The organism is Agromyces sp. NPDC060279 (assembly GCF_042726785.1).
Classification (GTDB): Bacteria; Actinomycetota; Actinomycetes; order Actinomycetales; family Microbacteriaceae; genus Agromyces.
This window is the reverse complement of sequence record NZ_JBHXBK010000001.1, coordinates 555,797-573,730: the sequence shown is the minus strand read 5'-3', so window position 1 is coordinate 573,730 and position 17,934 is coordinate 555,797. Positions and strand designations below refer to the sequence as shown.

Sequence of the window (17,934 nt, the reverse complement as noted above, 5' to 3'; positions counted from 1 at the left end):
TCCGAAGGACTCCTGACATGGCAGATAATGGAAGCTCAGCCACGAAAGGGGTAACTCAATGGCGGCTATGAAGCCACGCACCGGAGACGGGCCGATGGAGGCTGTGAAAGAGGGGCGACTCATCATCGTGCGTGTGCCGCTCGAGGGCGGGGGACGTCTCGTGGTGTCGGTCAACGACGCCGAGGCGAAAGAGCTGTACGACGTGCTCGGGGGCGTAGTCAACGTCTGAGACGCGTCGAGCCGGGTGCCGATGACGCCCACGGCTCAGCGCCACGAAAGAGGCCCGAGCGCAGCAGCGCTCGGGCCTCTCGGCGTCGGGGCGACCGGGCGGCGGGGTCAGGAGCCGAGTCGGACGATCTGCAGCAGGCCGTCGCCGACCGGCGAAATGGCCGTCGCGACGGCGGCGGATGCCTCGAGCTCCGTGATGAGCGAACGGAACGCGCTCGCCGTCTCGTCCCGCTTCGCGGGGTCGGCCACCCGACCGCGCCAGAGCGCGTGCGCCACCACGACGCTGCCGCCCGGCCGGGCGAGGCGGAGGCCGTGCTCGACGTACTCGATGGCCGAGGCGGCATCGGCGTCGACGAAGACGAGGTCGTAGGAGCTCTCGTTCATGCGGGGGAGCACCTCGCCCGCGCGCCCCGTGATCAACCGGATGCGGGCGGCCTGCACGCCGGCGTCGGCGAAGTGCTGGCGCGCGTGCTGCTGGTACTCGGTCTCGGTGTCGATCGAGGTGAGCATGGCGCCGCGGGCGTGCCGCAGCATCCACAGCCCGGAGACGCCCACGCCGGTGCCGAGTTCGATGATCGACTCGGCGCGGCTCGCGGCGGCGAGCAGGGCGAGCTGCGCGCCGACCGCAGGCGAGACCGGGTCGATGCCGAGCTCGAGGGACTGCTGCCGCGCGCGGGCGATCGCGTCGCTCTCGACGACGGCGTTGTCGGCGTACTTCCAGTTCAGGTCGTGTTCGGACACTTCCGGTCTCCCGCTCTCTCAACCCCCAAGGATAGGGGTGGCGGCGGGGTGCGCCAGGACGCCTCGCCGCCGACTATCCTGTATGGGTGTTCGGTCTGACGTTCGAGAAACTCCTCATCATCGGGGTGATCGCCGTCTTCCTGCTCGGTCCCGAGCGGCTGCCGCACTACGCGGCGCAGCTCGGCCGGCTCGTCCGCTCGCTCCGCGACCTCGCGAGCGGCGCGAAGGACCGCATGCGCGAGGAGATGGGCCCGGACTTCGACGACGTCGACTGGAAGAAGCTCGACCCGCGCCAGTACGACCCGCGCCGCATCATCCGCGAGGCGCTGAGCGACGTCGACCCCTTCGCCGAGGAGACGCCGAAGCCGGTCGTCGCGCGCGCCTCGGTCAACGAGAACTCCGCCTACCTGCAGCGCAAGCGCAAGCGCGAGGCCCTCGGCGCCGAGGAGACGGCGCCGTTCGACTCCGAAGCCACCTGAGCCGGGCGCAGGCCGTGCGGCTCCCGGCGCTGGGCGTGGCGCCGGGCCATCCGTCCGTCAGCGGCGACGCAGCGCCGCCAGTCCACGGGCCAGCAGGAGCAGCAGCGGGGCCTGCTCGCGGTACTCGCTCGCCCAGCGGGGGAGCTGCAGCAGTCCCGTCGTCGCCGAGATCGTGACCGGCTCCACGAAGCGCAGCAGGCCCTCGGGACCGTTGCGGCGGCCGACGCCGGATTGCTTCTGCCCGCCCATCGGCGCGTCGACCGAGGCGAAGGTGCCGCGGTAGCCCTCGTTGATGTTCACGCTGCCGGCCTCGAGCCGCTCGGCGACGCGCTGACCGCGCGCGACGGAGCCGGTGAAGATCGCAGCGTTCAGCCCGTACTCGCTCGCGTTGGCGGCCTGCACGGCCTCCTCTTCGCTGTCGACGAGGTAGAGCGTGGCGATGGCGCCGAAGGTCTCCTCGGCGTACACGCGCATCTCGGGGGTGACGCCGGTCAGCACCGTCGGCGAGAAGAACCACGGGCCGACGTCGGGGCGCGGCGTGCCGCCGACCAGGACGGTGGCGCCCTTCGCGACCGCGTCGTCGAGGTGGGCGGTGACGCGCTCGAGCTGGGCCGCGGAGGCGAGCGAGCCGAAGTCGGCGTCGAAGTCGAGCGCGGAGCCGAGCTTCGCGGCGGCCAGTTCGGCGACGAGCGCCTTCTGGAACGGGCCGGCGACCGCCCGGTGCACGTAGATGCGCTCGATCGAGACGCACAGCTGACCCATCGCCGAGAAGCAGGCGTGGGCCGCGTTCGCCGCCGCCCGCTCCGGGTCGACGTCGTCGAGCACGATCAGCGGGTTCTTGCCGCCCAGCTCGAGCGAGGCCCCGACGAGCCGGCGCCCGGCCTTCTCCGCGATCTTGCGGCCGGTGGCGGTGGACCCGGTAAAGCAGACGTAGTCGACCTCATCGGTCAGCGCTTCGCCGACCTCGCCGGCCGGGCCCGCGACGATGGCCCAGAGCGCCTCCGGCACGCCGGCCTCGATGAAGGCGCGACGGAGCGCCAGGATGGACAGGGCCCCTTGGTCGTCGGCCTTCTGCACGACGGCGCACCCCGCCGCGAGCGCCGGCACGACGTCCATCGCGGCGAGGCTCAGCGCGTAGTTCCAGGGGGTGATGACGCCGACGACGCCCTTCGAGCGGTAGCGCACCCGGGTCGTCGCGACCGTCGGGATGCCGCTGCGCCGGCGCCGCCCGCGCAGCACCCGCTGCGCGGCGAGCGCGTTGTAGCGGGTCACCGACGCCGCCTGGAAGATCTCCTCGAAGCCCTGACCGCGCGTCTTGCCGCTCTCGAGCTGGATGAGGTCGAGCAGCAGCTCCCGCCGCTCGAGCAGCAGCTCGTGCGCGCGGAGGAGCACGCGACGGCGGTGCGCGAAGCCCGCTCGGGCCCACGCGAGCTGAGCGAGCCGCGCGCGCGAGATCGCGTCGCGCACGTCGTCGGCGCTCGACTGCGGCAGCTCGTGGAGCGTCTCGCCGGTGGTCGGGGTGGGCACGGGGCGGGTGACGGAGCCCGAGGCGACCACATCGTCGTCGAGGCTCGCGTACAGGGCGTCGAAGGCCGTCTGCGCTGGCATGCGCACAGTCTAGGTCAACTGTCCCACTTCGAGCCCGGATGCCCTAGGCTGCCTCCATGCCCGCACCGGAGCGAACGCTGTCGCGCGGTGTCGTCACCCGCTACGCGATCGGTTCGATCGGCACCGGCGGCTTCGCGACGCTGCCAGGACTCGTCCTCGTCTACTACCTGACCGACACCCTCGGCGTGGCCGCGCTCGCGGCCGGCGCCGTCGTCACCGCCGCCAAGGTGTGGGACGTCGTCATCGATCCCTGGATCGGCGGGCGCAGCGACCGCGCGCTCGCCACGAGCGGCAGCAGGCGGCGCGGCATGCTGATCGGCGCGATCGGGCTGCCGATCGGCTTCGCGCTGACCTTCGCGGTCGTGCCGGGCCTCGGCCCCGTGGCATCCGGGCTCTGGGTCTTTCTCGCGTTCCTCGCGACCGCGACGTGCTTCAGCCTCTTCCAGGTGCCGTACATCGCCCTGCCCGCCGAGCTCACCCGCGGCTACGACGAGCGCACGAGGCTCCTGACCTGGCGCGTCGTCGTGCTGACCGTCGCGATCCTGCTCTTCGGCGCGGGCGGACCAGAGCTCCGCGGGGCCTTCGGCGACGAGCACCTCGGCTACCTCGTGATGGCCGTCGTCGCCGGGCTCGCGATCGGCGCGGGCATGCTCGTCGCGACGACGATCGCGCCGCGGCGGGCCGGTCTTCCCGCGGCGGGCGCCCCGGCGCCCGAGCCTGCGGCGGGCGGCTCCGCAGGCGGCGCGCTCGCCGGCTACCGTGAGGGCTTCGCGGCGCTCCGGCGCAGCGCCCCGTTCCGCGCCCTCCTCGGCGCGTTCGTGCTGCAGGGTCTCGCCACCGGGCTGATGCTCGCCGGCGCCCAGTTCGTCGCCACCTGGGTGCTCCGCGACGAACAGGCCGTCACGCTCCTCTTCGTCTCCCTCATCGCCCCCGCCGTGCTCGTGACCCCGCTCTGGCAGCTCGTCGCGAAGCGCATCGGCAAGGAGCGCGGCTTCGTCGCGGCGAGCGTGCTCTTCGCGCTCGCCGCGACGAGCATGGTCGCCCTCGTCTGGGCGCCCGGCGCCTGGGTCTACGCGCCCGTCGCCGTCGCCGGCGCCGCGTACGCCGGCATGCAGTCGCTGCCTATGGCGATGCTGCCGGACGTCATCTCGCACGATGCCCGGCGGAGCGGCCTCGACCGCGCCGGCAGCTTCGGCGGCGTCTGGACCGCGGGCGAGACCGCGGGCATGGCGCTCGGCGCGACCGTGCTCACGATCGTGCTCGCGCTCACCGGCTACCTGGAGTCGACCGCCGGCGTCACCGTCCAGCAGCCGGACTCCGCCGTCGCCGGCATCGCGATCGCCTTCAGCATCGTGCCCGCCGTGCTTGTCGCGGCGAGCCTCGTCTCGCTGCGCGGCTATCGGCTCCGGCGCGAGGACATCGACGACGACGCGGGCGCGGCGCTCGCCGGCGAGGAGAGGACCACCGCATGAGCTACCAGCAGGATCCCGCCGCGGTGCTCGGGCGCCTCGCCGTGCTCCGGGAGGGCGACGCGCCGACCCACGGCGGGCGGGTGCTCTCGTACGTGTACGACTCCGGCCGGGCCGAGCTCGACGAGCTCGCGGCGGGCGCCGCCCGGCTCGTGCAACCGGTCAACGGGCTCGACCCCACCACCTTCACCTCCGTCGCGGTCATGGAGCGCGAGCTCGTCGGCTTCGCCCGCGAGGCCTTCCACGGCGACGCCGACGTCGTCGGCTCGGCCACCTCCGGTGGCACCGAGAGCTGCCTGCTCGCGGTGAAGACCGCCCGCGACGTCTGGCGGGCGCGAGGCGGCACCGGGCGGCCCCGCCTCGTCGCCCCGTCGACGGTGCACGCCGCGTTCCACAAGGCCGCCGAGCTGTTCGACCTCGACCTCGAGCTCGTCCCCGTGAGCGCCTACGACGGGCGCCCCGACCCCGCCGCCTTCGCCGAGCGGCTCGCGCCCGACGTCGCGCTCGCCGTCGTCAGCGCCCCCTCGTACCCTTTCGCCTCGCTCGACCCCGTCGCCGAGATCGCCGCACTCGCCGAGGCCGCGGGCGTCGCCCTGCACGTCGACGCCTGCATCGGCGGCTTCGCGCTCGCCTTCTGGCCCGAGCCCCTTCCCGCGTGGGACTTCCGCGTCCCCGGCGTCACGAGCCTCTCCGCCGACCTGCACAAGTACGGCTACGCGCCGAAGGGTGTCTCGGTGCTGCTCACCCGCGGTCGAGACCGGCAGCGGCACCAGTACTTCGCGACGACGGGATGGCCCGGCTATCCGGTCGTGAACCCGACCCTCGCCGGCTCGAAGCCGGCCGGTCCGCTCGCCGCGGCCTGGGCGATCACGCAGACCCTCGGGCGCGCGGGATTCACCGAGCTGACCGCCGAGGCGGCCCGGGCGACGGCGGCGATCATCGATGCGGTGCACGGCATCCCCGGGCTGCGCATCGTCGGCGAGCCGAGCGGGCCGCTGCTCGCGGTCGAGTCCGACCTCGACGCCGAGCCCGGGCTGCGGGTCGACCCGCACCGCTGGGCCGACGCCGCGCTCGCCGCGGGCTGGCAGCTGCAACTCCAGCCCGGTTTCGCGCAGCCCGGGGGAGCGGCGCTGCCCCGCACCGCGCACCTCACCGTCACCCCGGTGACCGAGCGGGTGCTGCCCGAGCTGCTGCCGGCGCTCGTCGGCGCGGCCGACGCGGTGCGCGGACTCCCGCCGATCGACGGTGCCGCCGTGCTCGGCGAGCTCCTGGCCGCCCGGCCCGAGCTCGCCGCAGCGCTCCTGCCCGGCGCCGACGGCGGCGCGGGCGGGGCCGGGCCGATCGAACTGGGCTCGGACCAGGCGGCCGGGTTGCTCGGCTCGCTGGGGCTGCTCGGCGGCGAGGAGCCGCTTGCGACGCGACTCGCGCCGGTGCTCGCCCTTGTCGAGGTGCTGCCGCGGCCGCTCACGGAGCGCTTGCTCGTCGAGCTCCTGGCGCGCGCGGTCGAGCCCGTCGAGGCATCCTGACCCTGACCCTGTTTCTCGACTTGCCCGACTTTCATGAAAGTCGGGCAAGTCGAATCCTCGTGAGTTGCCCGACTTTCATGAAAGTCGGGCAACTCGTGGATTGGAGCCCGCTAGCGGAGCGAGACGTCGAGCCGCCGGCCGGCGAGATTGCGCGGGCGGGCGGCGAGCTCGCCCGCGAGCTGCTCGATCGCGCGTGCGGCGGGGTCGTCGGGGGCGGCGTGCACGACCGGATCGCCCGCATCGCCGCCCTCGCGGAGCGCCACCGAGAGCGGCACGCTCGCGAGCAACGGCACGGGGGCGTCCTGTCCCTCGGAGAGTCGCCGGGCCACCTCGGCACCGCCGCCGGAGCCGAACAGCTCCAGCACCGTGCCGTCCGGGCCGGCGAGGCCGGCCATGTTCTCGACCACCCCGATCAGGCGCTGCCCGGTCTGCCTGGCGACGACCCCCGAGCGCTCGGCGACGTCGGCCGCGGCCGGCTGCGGGGTCGTCACGACGACGACCTCGGCATTCGGCAGCAGCTGGCCGAGCGAGATGGCGATGTCGCCGGTTCCCGGCGGCAGGTCCACGAGGAGCACGTCGAGATCGCCGAAGTACACGTCGGTGAGGAACTGCGAGAGCGTGCGGTGCAGCATCGGCCCGCGCCAGGCCACGGCGACCGAGGACGCCCGCTGGCCGGGCTCCGTCGGCTCGATGAACATGCCGATCGAGATCGTCTTCACGCCGTGCGCCACGGGCGGCAGGATCATCTCGTCGACCCGCGTCGGCTTGGCGGGGGTGCCCTCGGCGTCGACGAGGCCGAGGAGCGCGGGGATGGAGAACCCGTGCACGTCGGCGTCGACGAGTCCCACCGCGAGGCCCCGCGCGGCGAGGGCGACGGCCAGATTCGCCGTGATGGTCGACTTGCCGACGCCGCCCTTGCCGCTCGTGATCGCGATCACCCGGGTGAGCGTGCCCGGCCCGAACGGGTTGCCCCGCGGGCGACCGGCGCGCAGCCGCTCGGTGAGCGCGTTCCGCTGCGCGGGGGTCATGACCGTGAGTTCGACGTCGGCGTTGCCCTCGCCGGCGACCGACTCAGCGGCGGCCCGCACGTCGCGCTCGATGCGGTCGGATGCCGGGCAGCCCACGATCGTGAGCCGGACGACGACGCGGACCCGGCCGGAGGCGTCGGCCGTCACCGATTCGATCATGTCGAGCTCGGGCAGCGGCCGGCGGATCTCCGGGTCAGTGACGCCGCCGAGCGCGGCGGAGACGCGACGCTCGAGCTCGGCGGGAGGCATCCCGGCCCCGGCCGCGGACACTGCGGCGTCCAAGGGGTCGTCAGGATGCGGCATGCTCCGCCTCCTCCTCATCGCGGCGGTCGAGCTCGTCGAGGATCTGGCGGAGCTCCTGGCGGATGAACTCCTTCGAGGCGAGCTCCTTCACCGCGAGGCGGAGCGCGACGACCTCACGGGCGAGGTACTCCGTGTCGGCGAGGTTGCGCTCGGCGCGCTGACGGTCCTGCTGGATCTGCACGCGGTCGCGGTCGTCCTGGCGGTTCTGCGCAAGCAGGATCAGCGGTGCGGCGTAGCTCGCCTGCAGCGACAGGATGAGCGTCAGCACTGTGAAGCCGAAGGCCTGCGAGTCGAAGCGCCATTCCTCGGGCGCGTAGCTGTTCCACATCAGCCAGGCGACGCAGAACACCGTGAGGCCGAGCAGGAACCACGGCGTGCCCATCGCCCGCGCCACCCACTCGGTGAATCGGCCGAAGCGATCGCGGTCGCCCGACAGGCGGAAGGGCGACGATCGCAGCATGCCCTTCGGGGTCTCGAATCGCCGGTCGTCGTCAGCGCGTGCCATCGCCTGCCCTCCTTCCGTGCGGGATGGGGATGCTCCCCGTGGTCAGCTGCGCACGGGCGGTCGCCCGGCGAGAGAGCTCGTCCTCTTCGGGATGACTTCGCCAGTCGTCCGGAAGCAGATAGTCGAGCACGTCATCGATGGTCACCACCCCGACGAGTCGGTGCTTCTCGTCGACGACCGGCACGGACACGAGGTCGTAGCTCGCGAGGATGCGGCTGACCTCCGCGGCTGAGGTGTCGGCGCGGACGGGTTCGAGGCCCTGGTCGATGAGCGAGCCGAGCCGCTCGTGCGGCGGGTAGCGAAGCATGCGCTGGAAGTGCACGATGCCGAGGAAGCGCCCCGTCGGCGCCTCGTACGGCGGCAGCGTGACGCAGACGGCGGCACCGAGCGCGGGCGGCAGGTCGTGCCGGCGGATGAGCGCGAGGCCCTCCGCGACGGTCGCGTCGGCCGAGACGATGATGGGCTCGGTGGTCATCAGACCGCCCGCGGTGTCGGGCCCGTAGGACAGCAGGAGGCGGACGTCCTCCGCCTCCTCCGGCTCCATGAGCTCGAGCAGGTGCTCGCCGCGCTCCTCGGGGAGCTGGGCGATGAGGTCTGCGGCATCGTCGGGCTGCATGCGGTCGAGCACGTCGGCGGCGCGGTCGTCGCCGAGGCCCGCGAGGATCGTGACCTGCTCGGATTCGGGCATCTCCTCGAGCACGTCGGCCAAGCGCTCGTCGGGCAGCTCCTCGGCCACCTCCTGGCGGCGCTGGGGCGGCAGGTCGAGCAGCGTGTTCGCGAGATCGGCGGGCTTCAGCTCGGAGTAGGTGGCGATGAGCTGCTCGGCGGACTGGGCCTCGCCGGGCGCGTTGGCCTCGCGTACCTCGCGCCACGTGACGTAGGCGGACTGCCCCTTCGCGAACGGCGAGGCGCTCGCCTTCGGCCGGCGAACGAAGAGCTGGTCGACCTCCCACTCGCCGGGCTCGCGCTCCTCGATCGCGACGTCCTCGATGGTGGCCTGCCCACTGCCGTCGTTGAAGGCGACCTTGCGGCCGAGCATCTCGGCGATGACGCGCACTTCGCCGCCCCGCTGCTCGAAGCGGCGGAGGTTGATGAGCCCGGTCGTGATGACCTGGCCGCCGCCGATGGAGGTGACGCGCCCGATCGAGAGGAAGACCCGGCGCTTGCCCGGCACCTCGACGATGAGCCCCACGACCCGCGGCGGGTCCGATTTGCGGTAGACGACGAGGACATCGCGCACGCGGCCGACCCGATCGCCGGCGGGGTCGAAGACGGCGCACCCGGCAAGTCGGGCGACGAAGACTCTCGTGGCGCTCACGGATACCAACCTAGTCCCCGCCCCTGGGTGGGGGCCTCGGTTCCCGCGGTTCCCCGAGCCCGTCGAGGGAACGGTGGTTCCCCGAGGCCGTCGTGGGGTCGGTGGTTCCCCGAGCTTGTCGAGGGGTGCGGTAGTTCCCCGAGCTTGTCGAGGGGCCGCTTCGACGGGCTCAGCGGACCAGTCGCTTCGACGAGCTCAGCGGACCACTCGCTTCGACGGGCTCAGCGGACCAGTCGCTTCGACGGGCTCAGCGAACCAGGGGCGTGTTCGCTCCTGGCGCGCGCGTTCCGGGCACGATTCTCCGGCTCAGCAGAGGTGCGCGTGGGACAATGACGCCATGAGCAGCTCTTCGCCGTTCGGCGGCCGTCTGGCCCAAGCGTTCCCGACCCTGCCCAAGGGGGAGACGGTCGCGAGCTACGAGACCTACGCCGAGGCGCAGGCCGCTGTCGACCGGCTCGCAAAGGCCGAGTTCCCGGTGAAGGAGCTCGCGATCGTCGGCACCGATCTCACGAGCGTCGAGCGCATCACCGGCAAGCTCACCTGGGGCCGGGTCGCGGGCGGCGGCGCGCTGTCCGGTGCCTGGTTCGGGCTCTTCCTCGGGCTGCTGTTCTTCATCTTCGCGCCGAGCGGGCCGACCCTCGGCATCCTGGGCGCCGCGGTGCTCATCGGCGCCGGCTTCGGCATGGTCTTCGGTCTCGTCTCCTACTCGATCAATCGTCGGCGCCGGGACTTCACCTCGGTGATGCAGGTGCTGGCCACGCGGTACGCGATCATCGCCGAGCCGCAGCACGTCGACCGCGCGCGAAACGTGCTCGGCGTCGATGCGCCGGCGGCGGCAGCGCAGGCGGGCGGCTGGTCGACCGGCTGGTCGTCGCGCGAGGACGCGGCCCGGTCCGGCAGCAGCGCCGCGCCGGTCGCGGATGCCTCGACAGCACCGGATGCCCCGGCGGCTCCGGCCGCCCCGGCCGACGGGTCCGGCGAGGAAGGCCGCCCGCTGACCTATGGCGAAGCGCTCGACGCCGAGCGGCGCGCGAAGGCCCGCGAAGCCGCGGCCCGGGCGGCGGAGCAGCGCGCGGCAGCCGAGCGGGCCGCGCGCGAGGCTGCGGCCGCCGAGGCATCCGCTCCCGCCGAAACCGCGGCGGAGCCGCCGAGCGGCGACGCCGAGCGCCCGCGCGACTGACCGCGAGCCCGAGCGACGGCGAGTCAGGCCCCCCGAGCGTCCCTGCGTCGCGTCATCTCTGGCGCGGAGGTCGCCTCACCAGGCGTTGATGCTCGTGGCCGACAACGTGAAACCGTGCCCCGACTCGCTGTTGCCGCATCGCACTCCAGCACCGTCGCGCTCGCAGGCGACTGAGTCGACGACGATCCGCTCAGTCGGGGCGAGCTCGACCTCCGGGTGGTACCCGCCGAAGTCCGCGTCCGTGTTCAGCCGCGGCTCGGGCGACGCCGTTCCGCGCACGACGAGCCCGTTCCGGCATCCGAACTCGGTTCGCGCGGCGCACTCGTCCGCGAACTCGGTGTCTTCCCACGCCCAGTGCTGGCCGGTGCCGATCGCGCAGCCGAACGACGGGTCGGTCCCGGAGCCGCCCGGCTGAATCTGGCAGTCGGCGTCGCCCGCGCTGAACACGTAGCCGGCGACCACCTCGCTCGTGAAATCCGTCGGATCCACATCGGTGGTGCTGACGATCGTCGGAGGTGCGGATTCCGCGGCCGGCGTCGGAGGCGCACCGCGGTCCGCCGCGTCGACCGTCGCACTCGGAGGAGCGGACGCTGCGCCGTGCGCTTCGGGCACGCACCCGCTGAGCACGAGCACGGCGAGGACGGCGGTCGCGAGCGTGGTGAGCGGCCGCACGGGCGAAGGTGTCATGGCCGGAATCTAGCAGTGGACCGCGTGATCGGACCTCGGTGTCCGCCCCGAGTCGCGCGAGCGCTCGGGCGGCGCAGAGGCCGGGACATTCGCCGTCCCGGCCTCACGGCCTCAGCCGCGCGCGCCCTGGACCCAGGCCTCGACCTCGGCGACCGTGCGGGGGATGGCGGCCGAGAGGTTCACGGCACCGTCGGCGGTGACGACGATGTCGTCCTCGATGCGCACGCCGATGCCGCGGAACTCCTCGGGCACCGTCAGGTCGTCGGGCTGGAAGTACAGGCCGGGCTCGATGGTGAACACCATGCCCTCCCGCAGCTCGCCGTCGAGGTAGAGCTCGCGCCGCGCCTGCGCGCAGTCGTGCACGTCGAGGCCGAGGTGGTGGCTCGTGCCGTGCACCATGTAGCGGCGGTGGAACTGGTTCTCGGGCTGCAGCGACTCCTCGGCCGAGACGGGCAGGAAGCCCCACTCGGCCGTCTTGCGGGCGATGACGGCCATCGCGGCGGCGTGCACCTCGCGGAAGACGATCCCGGGCCGGACGATCGCGAAGGCGGCGTCGGCGGCCTCGAGCACCGCCTCGTAGACCTGGCGCTGCACGTCGCTGAACTGCCCGTTCACCGGGAAGGTACGGGTGATGTCGGCCGTGTAGTAGCTGTCCATCTCGACGCCGGCGTCGAGGAGCACGAGGTCGCCCGGGACGACCGGGCCGTCGTTGCGGGTCCAGTGCAGGATCGTCGCGTGCGGACCGGCCGCCGCGATCGACCCGTAGCCGACGTCGTTGCCCTCGAGGCGGGCGCGGGTGGCGAACACGCCTTCGATGACCCGCTCGCCGCGCACCTCGCTCGTGATGCGGGGGAGCTCCTGCAGCACCTCGGTGAAGCCGCGCTGGGTGGCGTCGACGGCCGCGCGGAGCTCGGCGAGCTCGTACTCGTCCTTCGTGAGTCGCAGCTCGCTCAGGGCGCGCGCGAAGTCGGCGTCGGGCTCGTGCTCGCCGCCGACCTCGAGGGAGAAGGGGGCGTCCTGCGCATTCTCGCTGAGCGCGCGCTCGGCGGCGAAGCGGATGCGGGCGTGGTCGATGCGCTCGGTGACCGCCGGATCGGCCTCGCGGACGACGAGGGTGGCCGTGTCGGTCGCGTCGACGACGGCGTCGAAGCCCGCCAGGTCGGCGGCCTCGATCGCGAGCTCGGCGGCGACGTGCGCGACTGAGGGGCGGGCGCCGATCCAGAACTCGCCGATCGCCGGGTTGGCGTAGAACTCCTCGGAGTCGCGCCCGGCGCGCTCGCGGAAATAGACGGTGGCGTCGTGCCCGCCTGCGGCGTTCGGCTCGAGCACGAGCACGGCACCGGGCTCGCTGTCGGAGCCCCAGCCGGTGAGGTGCGCGAACGCCGAGTGGGCGCGGAACGGGTAGTCGGTGTCGTTCGCGCGCTGCTTCATGTCGCCCGCGGGCACCACCAGACGCTGGCCCGGGAACTGCGCGGAGATGGCGGCGCGACGCTCGGCCGCGTACGGCGCCTGGCGGCGTGCAGCGGGGAGCGCCTCGTCGCGCTCGGCCCAGCCGCTGCCGATGAAGTTCTTGAAGCCCTCGGAACCGGGGGTCGTCGAGCGGTTCGCGTTGCGTCCGCTCTGCTCGTCGCTGTGCTCGCTCGCGCCCTCGGGCGCGGTCGTCGTCGAAGTATCGCTCGTGGCCATGCCCCCATTCTCGCACCCGGAACGTGGACGGCGGCCGGGAGCGGCCCGTGCGTCAGGAGGACGGTTCCGCGAGCGGGCGGGCTCAGCCGCCGGTGCGGACGAGGGAGGCCACGACGGGCCGGTGGTCGCTGCCGGAGGCGTCGAGCGAGTCGACGACGCGGAACGACTCGACCGTCCAGTCCGGCGTCGCCAAGACGTGGTCGATGGGGCTGCCGAGCAGCGCGGGCACGTCGGTGGGCCAGGTGCCGACGCCGGCGGCCCCCGCGGCGTTCGCGGCGTCGGAGCAGCGGCCGAGGTCGCCGCCCTCGCTGCCGAGACCCGCGAAGTGATCGAGCGTGGCGTTGAAGTCGCCCGCCATGATCACGTTGTCGCCGGCGCACTGCTCGGCGATCCAGCCGAGGTCGCTGCGCCAGTTGCGCAGCTCCCAGCGGATCGGCGCGACCGCGTGCACGGCCACGATCCGCGGGCCGTCGCCGTCAACCGGCTCCGCGACGAGCGAGGGCACCGTGTTGGTGTTGTCAGGTGGACCGGGCCAGTCGGGGCTGACGACCGTGTACTCGCCGAGCGCGCTCGACACGAGGAGCGTCGTGGAGCGCGCCTTGGCGATGTCGTCGAACGCCTGCCAGTGCACCCACATCGGGCTGCCGCCGTCGCGCATCGCGAGCGCGACCTCTTCGCCGAACGGCTCGGTGGTCTCGGGCAGCACGACGATGTCGGCGCCGCGCTCGAGCGCGAGCTCGGCGACGACCGCGGCGTCTGGCTCTTCGCCGAGCGTGTTCCACGCCAGCACTGTGACCGCGTCGGTCGACGAGGCATCCGAGCCGCCGATGCCGCGGACCGCGAGCACCGCCGCGTTGCCGCCGGCGAACAACAGGCTCACCGTGAGCATCGCGACGGCGAAGCGGCGCAGGCGGCGGCCGAGGGCGACGAGCACGAACACGACGGCCGCGACGACGCCCACGAGCACGCCCGCGCCGCGGAGGGCGACCACGTGCGCGGCGATCCACTGATCCTGCAGACCCAGGCCCTGGGGCCAGACGAGCACGGCGCCGATGACGGCGGAGGCGAGCACGACGAGCCAGCCGAGCAGACGGAGCAGCATCCCTCCAACCTAGGCCGCCGCCCACGGCGACGCCGGGGCATCCGCCGTGCGATCACTGGGAGTCGGCTGAGGCGAGCCTGTGGAGGAGGAGGGATGCCTCGCCGGAGCGCCGGGCGGGCGGCCGCAGCTCCCCGCGGGCATAGCATGGAGGGATGGCCGAAGCCCCCGCCGTCGCCCTCGAGGCCGATCTGCACGTGCACTCGACGGTGTCGGACGGCACCGGCGCGCCCGCGCAGCTGCTCGTCGAGGCGGCCGCCGCCGGTCTCCAGGCCATCGCGCTGACCGACCACGACTCGACCGCGGGCTGGGCCGAGGCCGCGGCCGCGGTGCCCGCGAGCGGCGTGGCGCTCATCCCCGGCATGGAGCTCTCTACGCGCGAGGGCTACCACAGCGTGCACATGCTCGGCTATCTCATCGACCCCGAGGACCCGGCGCTCGTGGCGGAGACCCGCCGCATCCGCGAGTCGCGACTGAGCCGCGCCGAGCAGATCGTGCGCCGCATCTCCCGCGACTACCCGCTCACCTGGGACGACGTGCTCGCGCACTCCGCGGAGGGCGCCACCATCGGCCGGCCGCACATCGCCGACGCCCTCGTCGCCCGAGGGCACGCGCCGGACCGCTCGGCGGCGTTCGCCGGCATCCTGCACCCCCGCTCCGGCTACGCCGAGCCGCACTACGCGCCCGACCCGATCAGCGGCATCCGCCTCATCCGCGAGGCCGGGGGAGTCCCGGTGCTCGCACACCCCGGCACGCGCGGCTCGGACGCGGTGATCGCGCCCGGGCGGCTCGCCCAGCTCGTCGAGGCCGGTCTCTTCGGCCTCGAGGTCGACCACCCCGAGAACGAGCCGTCCGCACTGCCGCGGCTGCGCGAGCTCGCGGCGCGCTTCGATCTCGCCATCACCGGTTCGAGCGACTACCACGGCGACGGCAAGCCGAACCGCCTCGGTGAGCAGCGCACCGCGCCGGAGGTCGTCGCCCGGCTGGTCGCGGAGGGCCGGGGCAGCAACCCGGTCCTGCCCTAGGCCGTCCGCCCGGCTCGGCCGACCCGCCCCGGAACCGCGGAACGCCGGCCGCCCGAGGGCGACCGGCGTTCCGGATGCAGGGGGGCGTCAGGCCTGCGGAGCCGCCTGGCTCGCGCCGGCCGAGCCGCCGCTCGAGCTGCCGCCGCGGCGGCGGCGACGGCGACGCGGGGCGGCGTTGCCGTCGTGGTGCTCCTTGCCCTTGCCGTCGTGCGTGCCGGCGCCGACCTCGCGCTCGGCGCCATCTCCGGCCGGTGCCTCGGTCGACTCGGCGCTCGCCGTCCCGCCGGCGACCGGCGCGCCGCCGCGGGTGCGACGGCGGTTGCGGCTGCGGGGCGCGCGCTCGGCGTCGCCCTCCGAGCGGCCGGCGGTCGCCGAACGGTTCGCCGGCGCCGCGGGGGCGGCGGGCTTCAGCCGGCCCTTCGTGCCGGCGGGGATGTCGAGGTCGGTGTAGAGGTGCGGGCTCGACGAGTAGGTCTCGGTCGGCTCCGGCTGCCCGAACTCGAGCGCCCGGTTGATGAGCGCCCACTTGTGCAGGTCGTCCCAGTCGACGAAGGTGACCGCGATGCCGGTCTTGCCGGCACGGCCGGTGCGGCCGGCGCGGTGCAGGTAGGTCTTGTCGTCGTCGGGGATGGTGTGGTTGATGACGTGCGTCACGTCGTCGACGTCGATGCCGCGGGCGGCGACGTCGGTCGCGATCAGCACGTCCTTCTTGCCGGCCTTGAACGCGGCCATCGCGCGCTCGCGCTGGTCCTGGTTCAGGTCGCCGTGCACAGCCGCGGCGTTGAAGCCGCGGTCGTTCAGCTCCTCGACGAGCTTGGCCGCCGCGCGCTTGGTGCGCGTGAAGATCACGGTCTTGCCGCGGCCCTCGGCCTGCAGGATGCGCGAGATCACCTCGTCCTTGTCGAGCGAGTGCGCCCGGTAGACGAGGTGCTTGATGTTGGCCTGGGTGAGGCCCTCGTCGGGATCGTTCGCGCGGATGTGGATCGGCTTCGACATGAAGCGGCGCGCGAGGGCGACGATCGGGCCGGGCATCGTCGCGGAGAACAGCATGGTGTGCCGCACCGCCGGGACCTTCGAGAAGATCTTCTCGATGTCGGCCAGGAAGCCGAGGTCGAGCATCTTGTCGGCCTCGTCGAGGACGATCTCCTGCACCTCGCTCAGGTTCAGGAGGCGCTGGCTCGCGAGGTCGAGGAGGCGGCCGGGTGTGCCGACGACGATCTGCGCGCCCGCCTTGATCTGCTCGATCTGCCCCTCGTAGGCCTTGCCGCCGTAGATCGAGACGATCTTCGTCGGGCGCTTGGAGGTGGCGAGCTCGAGGTCTTCCGTGACCTGCACCGCGAGCTCGCGCGTCGGCACGACGACGAGCGCCTTGACGCCGGGCTCGGGGTCGTCGCCGAGGCGCTGGATGAGCGGGAGGCCGAAGCCGAAGGTCTTGCCGGTGCCGGTCTTCGCCTGACCGATGATGTCCTGGCCCGAGAGAGCGAGGGGGATGGTCTGCTCCTGGATGGGGAAGGCATCGACGATGCCCTTCCCGGCGAGGGCGTCGACGATGTCCGACGCGATGCCGAGCTCGGTGAAAGTAGTCAAGAGGTTCTGCCTTGTCGTGTGCGTTCGCGGTGCGAATGATGGGGTGCGCCCTGCATTCGTCCACAGGCGCACGGCCGCGGGTCCGATGCCCGCGAGCCCATTAAGACTAACGGAGGCTCGCTGAAAGGCCGCGCACGCTGCAGATAAGCTGTCGCACGTGGTCTTCTGGTTGAAGCGGCGCAGGCCGCGCGCTGAGGCGCCCCGACTGCGTCCGCGGGTCGCCGCGACCGAGTTCGCCCGGGTCGACTTCACGGAGTTGGTGCCCGATCCGCTGCCGTACCTCGGCCAGGCGGCGTCGCTGCAGCTCGCCTTCTTCGAGTCGCTCGCCAAGGCGGTCGCGACCTCGCCCGACCTCGTGGCGAAGGAGGGGCTGTCGGTGGCCTCCGGCGAAGCGCTCGCGAAGCACCACGCGCTCGTCGAGGAGCTGCGCCGCGCCGACGCCGAACCCGCCGAGTACCTCGCGATGTTCCAGACGGCGACCGATCACTTCCGGCAGCTCACGAGCGGGGCGGACTGGCACGAGCTGCTGCTCGGCATCCACCTCACCTCGGGCATGCTCGACGACTTCTTCCTGCGCCTGTCCGACGGGCTCCCGGCGGAGCTCGGCCGTCGAGTCCGCGGCATCCTCGCCGAGCGCCAGGGCGCCGCGGTGCTCGAGCGCCTGCTCACGCAGGCGATCGCCGACGAACCGGGCCTCGCCGACCGTCTCGCGCTCTGGGGGCGCAGCCTCGTCGGCGATACGCTCCTCGTCGCCAGGAAGGCGCTCGAGGCGGCGGAGCCGGAGGCGCGCCACGGCGAGGACGTCGAGCCGGTCTTCACCGAGCTCATCGCCGAGCACACCCGTCGCATGGACGCGCTCGGCCTGACCGCCTGACGGCCGTTCCGTCCGAGCGGCCGCGCGAGGCGCAGCGGGCGGATGCCTCGGTGTCAGGCCTTGGCGCCGGCGCCCGGGCGGGCCAGCCGCTCGAACAGCTCGGCGTCGTGACGCTCGCGGCTCGGCCCGATCAGGAGGGCGGTGAGCGCCGAGACCGCGCCGGCCCCGGCGAGCGAGACCACCCAGATCCAGCCGCCGTCCCACGGCCAGCCGAGCCAGGTGAGGCCGACCCACACGACGGCCGCGACGGCGGTGCCGATCGCGGGGATCAGCGCGACACCGTGCGTCGCCCGCCCGGGCAGCGAATACCGGGCCGCGAGGCCGAGGATCGCGCCGCCCAGGGCGACGAACAGGAGCTCCATGTCAGGCGACGAAGCCGACGCGACGCGACTCCTCGGAGCCGATCTCGACGTAGGCCAGCGCAGCGGCCGGGATCACGTAGACCGTGCCCTTCTCGTCGCTGAGGCGCAGCGAAGGCGACTGCCCGGAGAGGGCCGCGGTGACGGCCTGCTCGACCTCTGCCGCGGTCTGCGCGGCCTCGAAACCGAGTTCACGGGGGGAGTTCTGGATGCCGATGCGAACGTCCACTGT

General features: G+C 73.2%; 18 protein-coding genes. 7 read left to right on the top strand and 11 right to left on the bottom strand.

The features are described from left to right. Positions 1–58 precede the first annotated feature (58 nt). Complete coding sequence (locus ACFWE1_RS02685) at positions 59–229, top strand: DUF3117 domain-containing protein (protein ID WP_189084574.1); 171 nt, start codon at positions 59–61, stop codon at positions 227–229. Between the two features lie 107 nt (positions 230–336). On the opposite strand, the gene ACFWE1_RS02680 is transcribed toward ACFWE1_RS02685, so the two are convergent. Beyond that, positions 337–969: an O-methyltransferase gene (locus tag ACFWE1_RS02680; protein ID WP_376931997.1), complete on the bottom strand. Its 633-nt coding sequence runs from the start codon at positions 967–969 to the stop codon at positions 337–339. A gap of 86 nt (positions 970–1,055) precedes the next feature. Here ACFWE1_RS02680 and ACFWE1_RS02675 point away from each other — a divergent pair, with 86 nt between their 5' ends. Then, positions 1,056–1,448 carry a twin-arginine translocase TatA/TatE family subunit gene (locus ACFWE1_RS02675; protein ID WP_376931996.1) on the top strand — a complete coding sequence of 131 codons (393 nt, stop codon included), beginning with the start codon at positions 1,056–1,058 and terminating at the stop codon, positions 1,446–1,448. A gap of 57 nt (positions 1,449–1,505) precedes the next feature. Here the strand turns inward: ACFWE1_RS02675 and ACFWE1_RS02670 are convergent, their stop codons facing one another. Beyond that, a complete protein-coding gene (locus ACFWE1_RS02670) occupies positions 1,506–3,056 on the bottom strand; it encodes a succinic semialdehyde dehydrogenase (protein ID WP_376931995.1) in 1,551 nt (516 codons plus the stop codon). A gap of 56 nt (positions 3,057–3,112) precedes the next feature. Here ACFWE1_RS02670 and ACFWE1_RS02665 point away from each other — a divergent pair, with 56 nt between their 5' ends. Continuing rightward, positions 3,113–4,528: an MFS transporter gene (locus ACFWE1_RS02665; protein ID WP_376931994.1), complete on the top strand. Its 1,416-nt coding sequence runs from the start codon at positions 3,113–3,115 to the stop codon at positions 4,526–4,528. Further along, entirely contained in the window at positions 4,525–6,051 is a 1,527-nt protein-coding gene (locus ACFWE1_RS02660) for a pyridoxal phosphate-dependent decarboxylase family protein (protein WP_376931993.1), read from the top strand. Before ACFWE1_RS02665 ends, ACFWE1_RS02660 begins: the two co-directional genes overlap by 4 nt. A 110-nt stretch (positions 6,052–6,161) precedes the next feature. Here the strand turns inward: ACFWE1_RS02660 and ACFWE1_RS02655 are convergent, their stop codons facing one another. From ACFWE1_RS02655 to ACFWE1_RS02645, 3 genes are read right to left on the bottom strand one after another with little or no spacing between them, the layout of a single operon-like run. Next, entirely contained in the window at positions 6,162–7,382 is a 1,221-nt protein-coding gene (locus tag ACFWE1_RS02655) for an Mrp/NBP35 family ATP-binding protein (protein WP_376931992.1), read from the bottom strand. Next, positions 7,369–7,887, bottom strand: coding sequence for a DUF1003 domain-containing protein (locus tag ACFWE1_RS02650; protein ID WP_376931991.1), 519 nt, complete (start codon positions 7,885–7,887; stop codon positions 7,369–7,371). The genes ACFWE1_RS02655 and ACFWE1_RS02650 overlap by 14 nt, the downstream gene beginning before the upstream one ends. Continuing rightward, complete coding sequence (locus tag ACFWE1_RS02645) at positions 7,874–9,205, bottom strand: magnesium transporter MgtE N-terminal domain-containing protein (RefSeq protein ID WP_376931990.1); 1,332 nt, start codon at positions 9,203–9,205, stop codon at positions 7,874–7,876. Before ACFWE1_RS02645 ends, ACFWE1_RS02650 begins: the two co-directional genes overlap by 14 nt. A gap of 337 nt (positions 9,206–9,542) precedes the next feature. On the opposite strand from ACFWE1_RS02645, the gene ACFWE1_RS02640 reads away from it, so the two are divergent. After that, positions 9,543–10,385 carry a general stress protein gene (locus ACFWE1_RS02640; RefSeq protein WP_376931989.1) on the top strand — a complete coding sequence of 281 codons (843 nt, stop codon included), beginning with the start codon at positions 9,543–9,545 and terminating at the stop codon, positions 10,383–10,385. 75 nt (positions 10,386–10,460) lie between these two features. Here ACFWE1_RS02640 and ACFWE1_RS02635 read toward each other — a convergent pair whose 3' ends face one another. From ACFWE1_RS02635 to ACFWE1_RS02625, 3 genes are all read right to left on the bottom strand, one after another. Then, positions 10,461–11,072, bottom strand: coding sequence for a hypothetical protein (locus ACFWE1_RS02635; protein WP_376931988.1), 612 nt, complete (start codon positions 11,070–11,072; stop codon positions 10,461–10,463). Between the two features lie 111 nt (positions 11,073–11,183). Further along, positions 11,184–12,758: an aminopeptidase P family protein gene (locus tag ACFWE1_RS02630; RefSeq protein ID WP_376931987.1), complete on the bottom strand. Its 1,575-nt coding sequence runs from the start codon at positions 12,756–12,758 to the stop codon at positions 11,184–11,186. Between the two features lie 82 nt (positions 12,759–12,840). Beyond that, positions 12,841–13,860, bottom strand: coding sequence for an endonuclease/exonuclease/phosphatase family protein (locus ACFWE1_RS02625; RefSeq protein ID WP_376931986.1), 1,020 nt, complete (start codon positions 13,858–13,860; stop codon positions 12,841–12,843). Positions 13,861–14,012: 152 nt separating this feature from the next. Here ACFWE1_RS02625 and ACFWE1_RS02620 point away from each other — a divergent pair, with 152 nt between their 5' ends. Then, on the top strand, positions 14,013–14,882 hold the full coding sequence (locus tag ACFWE1_RS02620) for a PHP domain-containing protein (RefSeq protein WP_376931985.1): 870 nt from the start codon (positions 14,013–14,015) through the stop codon (positions 14,880–14,882). A gap of 87 nt (positions 14,883–14,969) precedes the next feature. Here the strand turns inward: ACFWE1_RS02620 and ACFWE1_RS02615 are convergent, their stop codons facing one another. Next, a complete protein-coding gene (locus tag ACFWE1_RS02615; protein WP_376931984.1) occupies positions 14,970–16,469 on the bottom strand; it encodes a DEAD/DEAH box helicase in 1,500 nt (499 codons plus the stop codon). Positions 16,470–16,626: 157 nt separating this feature from the next. Between ACFWE1_RS02615 and ACFWE1_RS02610 the strand changes: the two genes are divergently transcribed. Further along, the gene (locus ACFWE1_RS02610) at positions 16,627–17,343 is read left to right on the top strand and encodes a ferritin-like fold-containing protein (protein ID WP_376931983.1); all 717 of its coding nucleotides are present in this window, start codon (positions 16,627–16,629) and stop codon (positions 17,341–17,343) included. 53 nt (positions 17,344–17,396) lie between these two features. Here ACFWE1_RS02610 and ACFWE1_RS02605 read toward each other — a convergent pair whose 3' ends face one another. Both ACFWE1_RS02605 and ACFWE1_RS02600 read right to left on the bottom strand, forming a co-directional pair. After that, entirely contained in the window at positions 17,397–17,705 is a 309-nt protein-coding gene (locus tag ACFWE1_RS02605) for a hypothetical protein (protein ID WP_376931982.1), read from the bottom strand. Position 17,706: 1 nt separating this feature from the next. Continuing rightward, on the bottom strand, positions 17,707–17,931 hold the full coding sequence (locus tag ACFWE1_RS02600) for a DUF3107 domain-containing protein (RefSeq protein WP_376931981.1): 225 nt from the start codon (positions 17,929–17,931) through the stop codon (positions 17,707–17,709). Between the last annotated feature and the right edge of the window lie 3 nt (positions 17,932–17,934).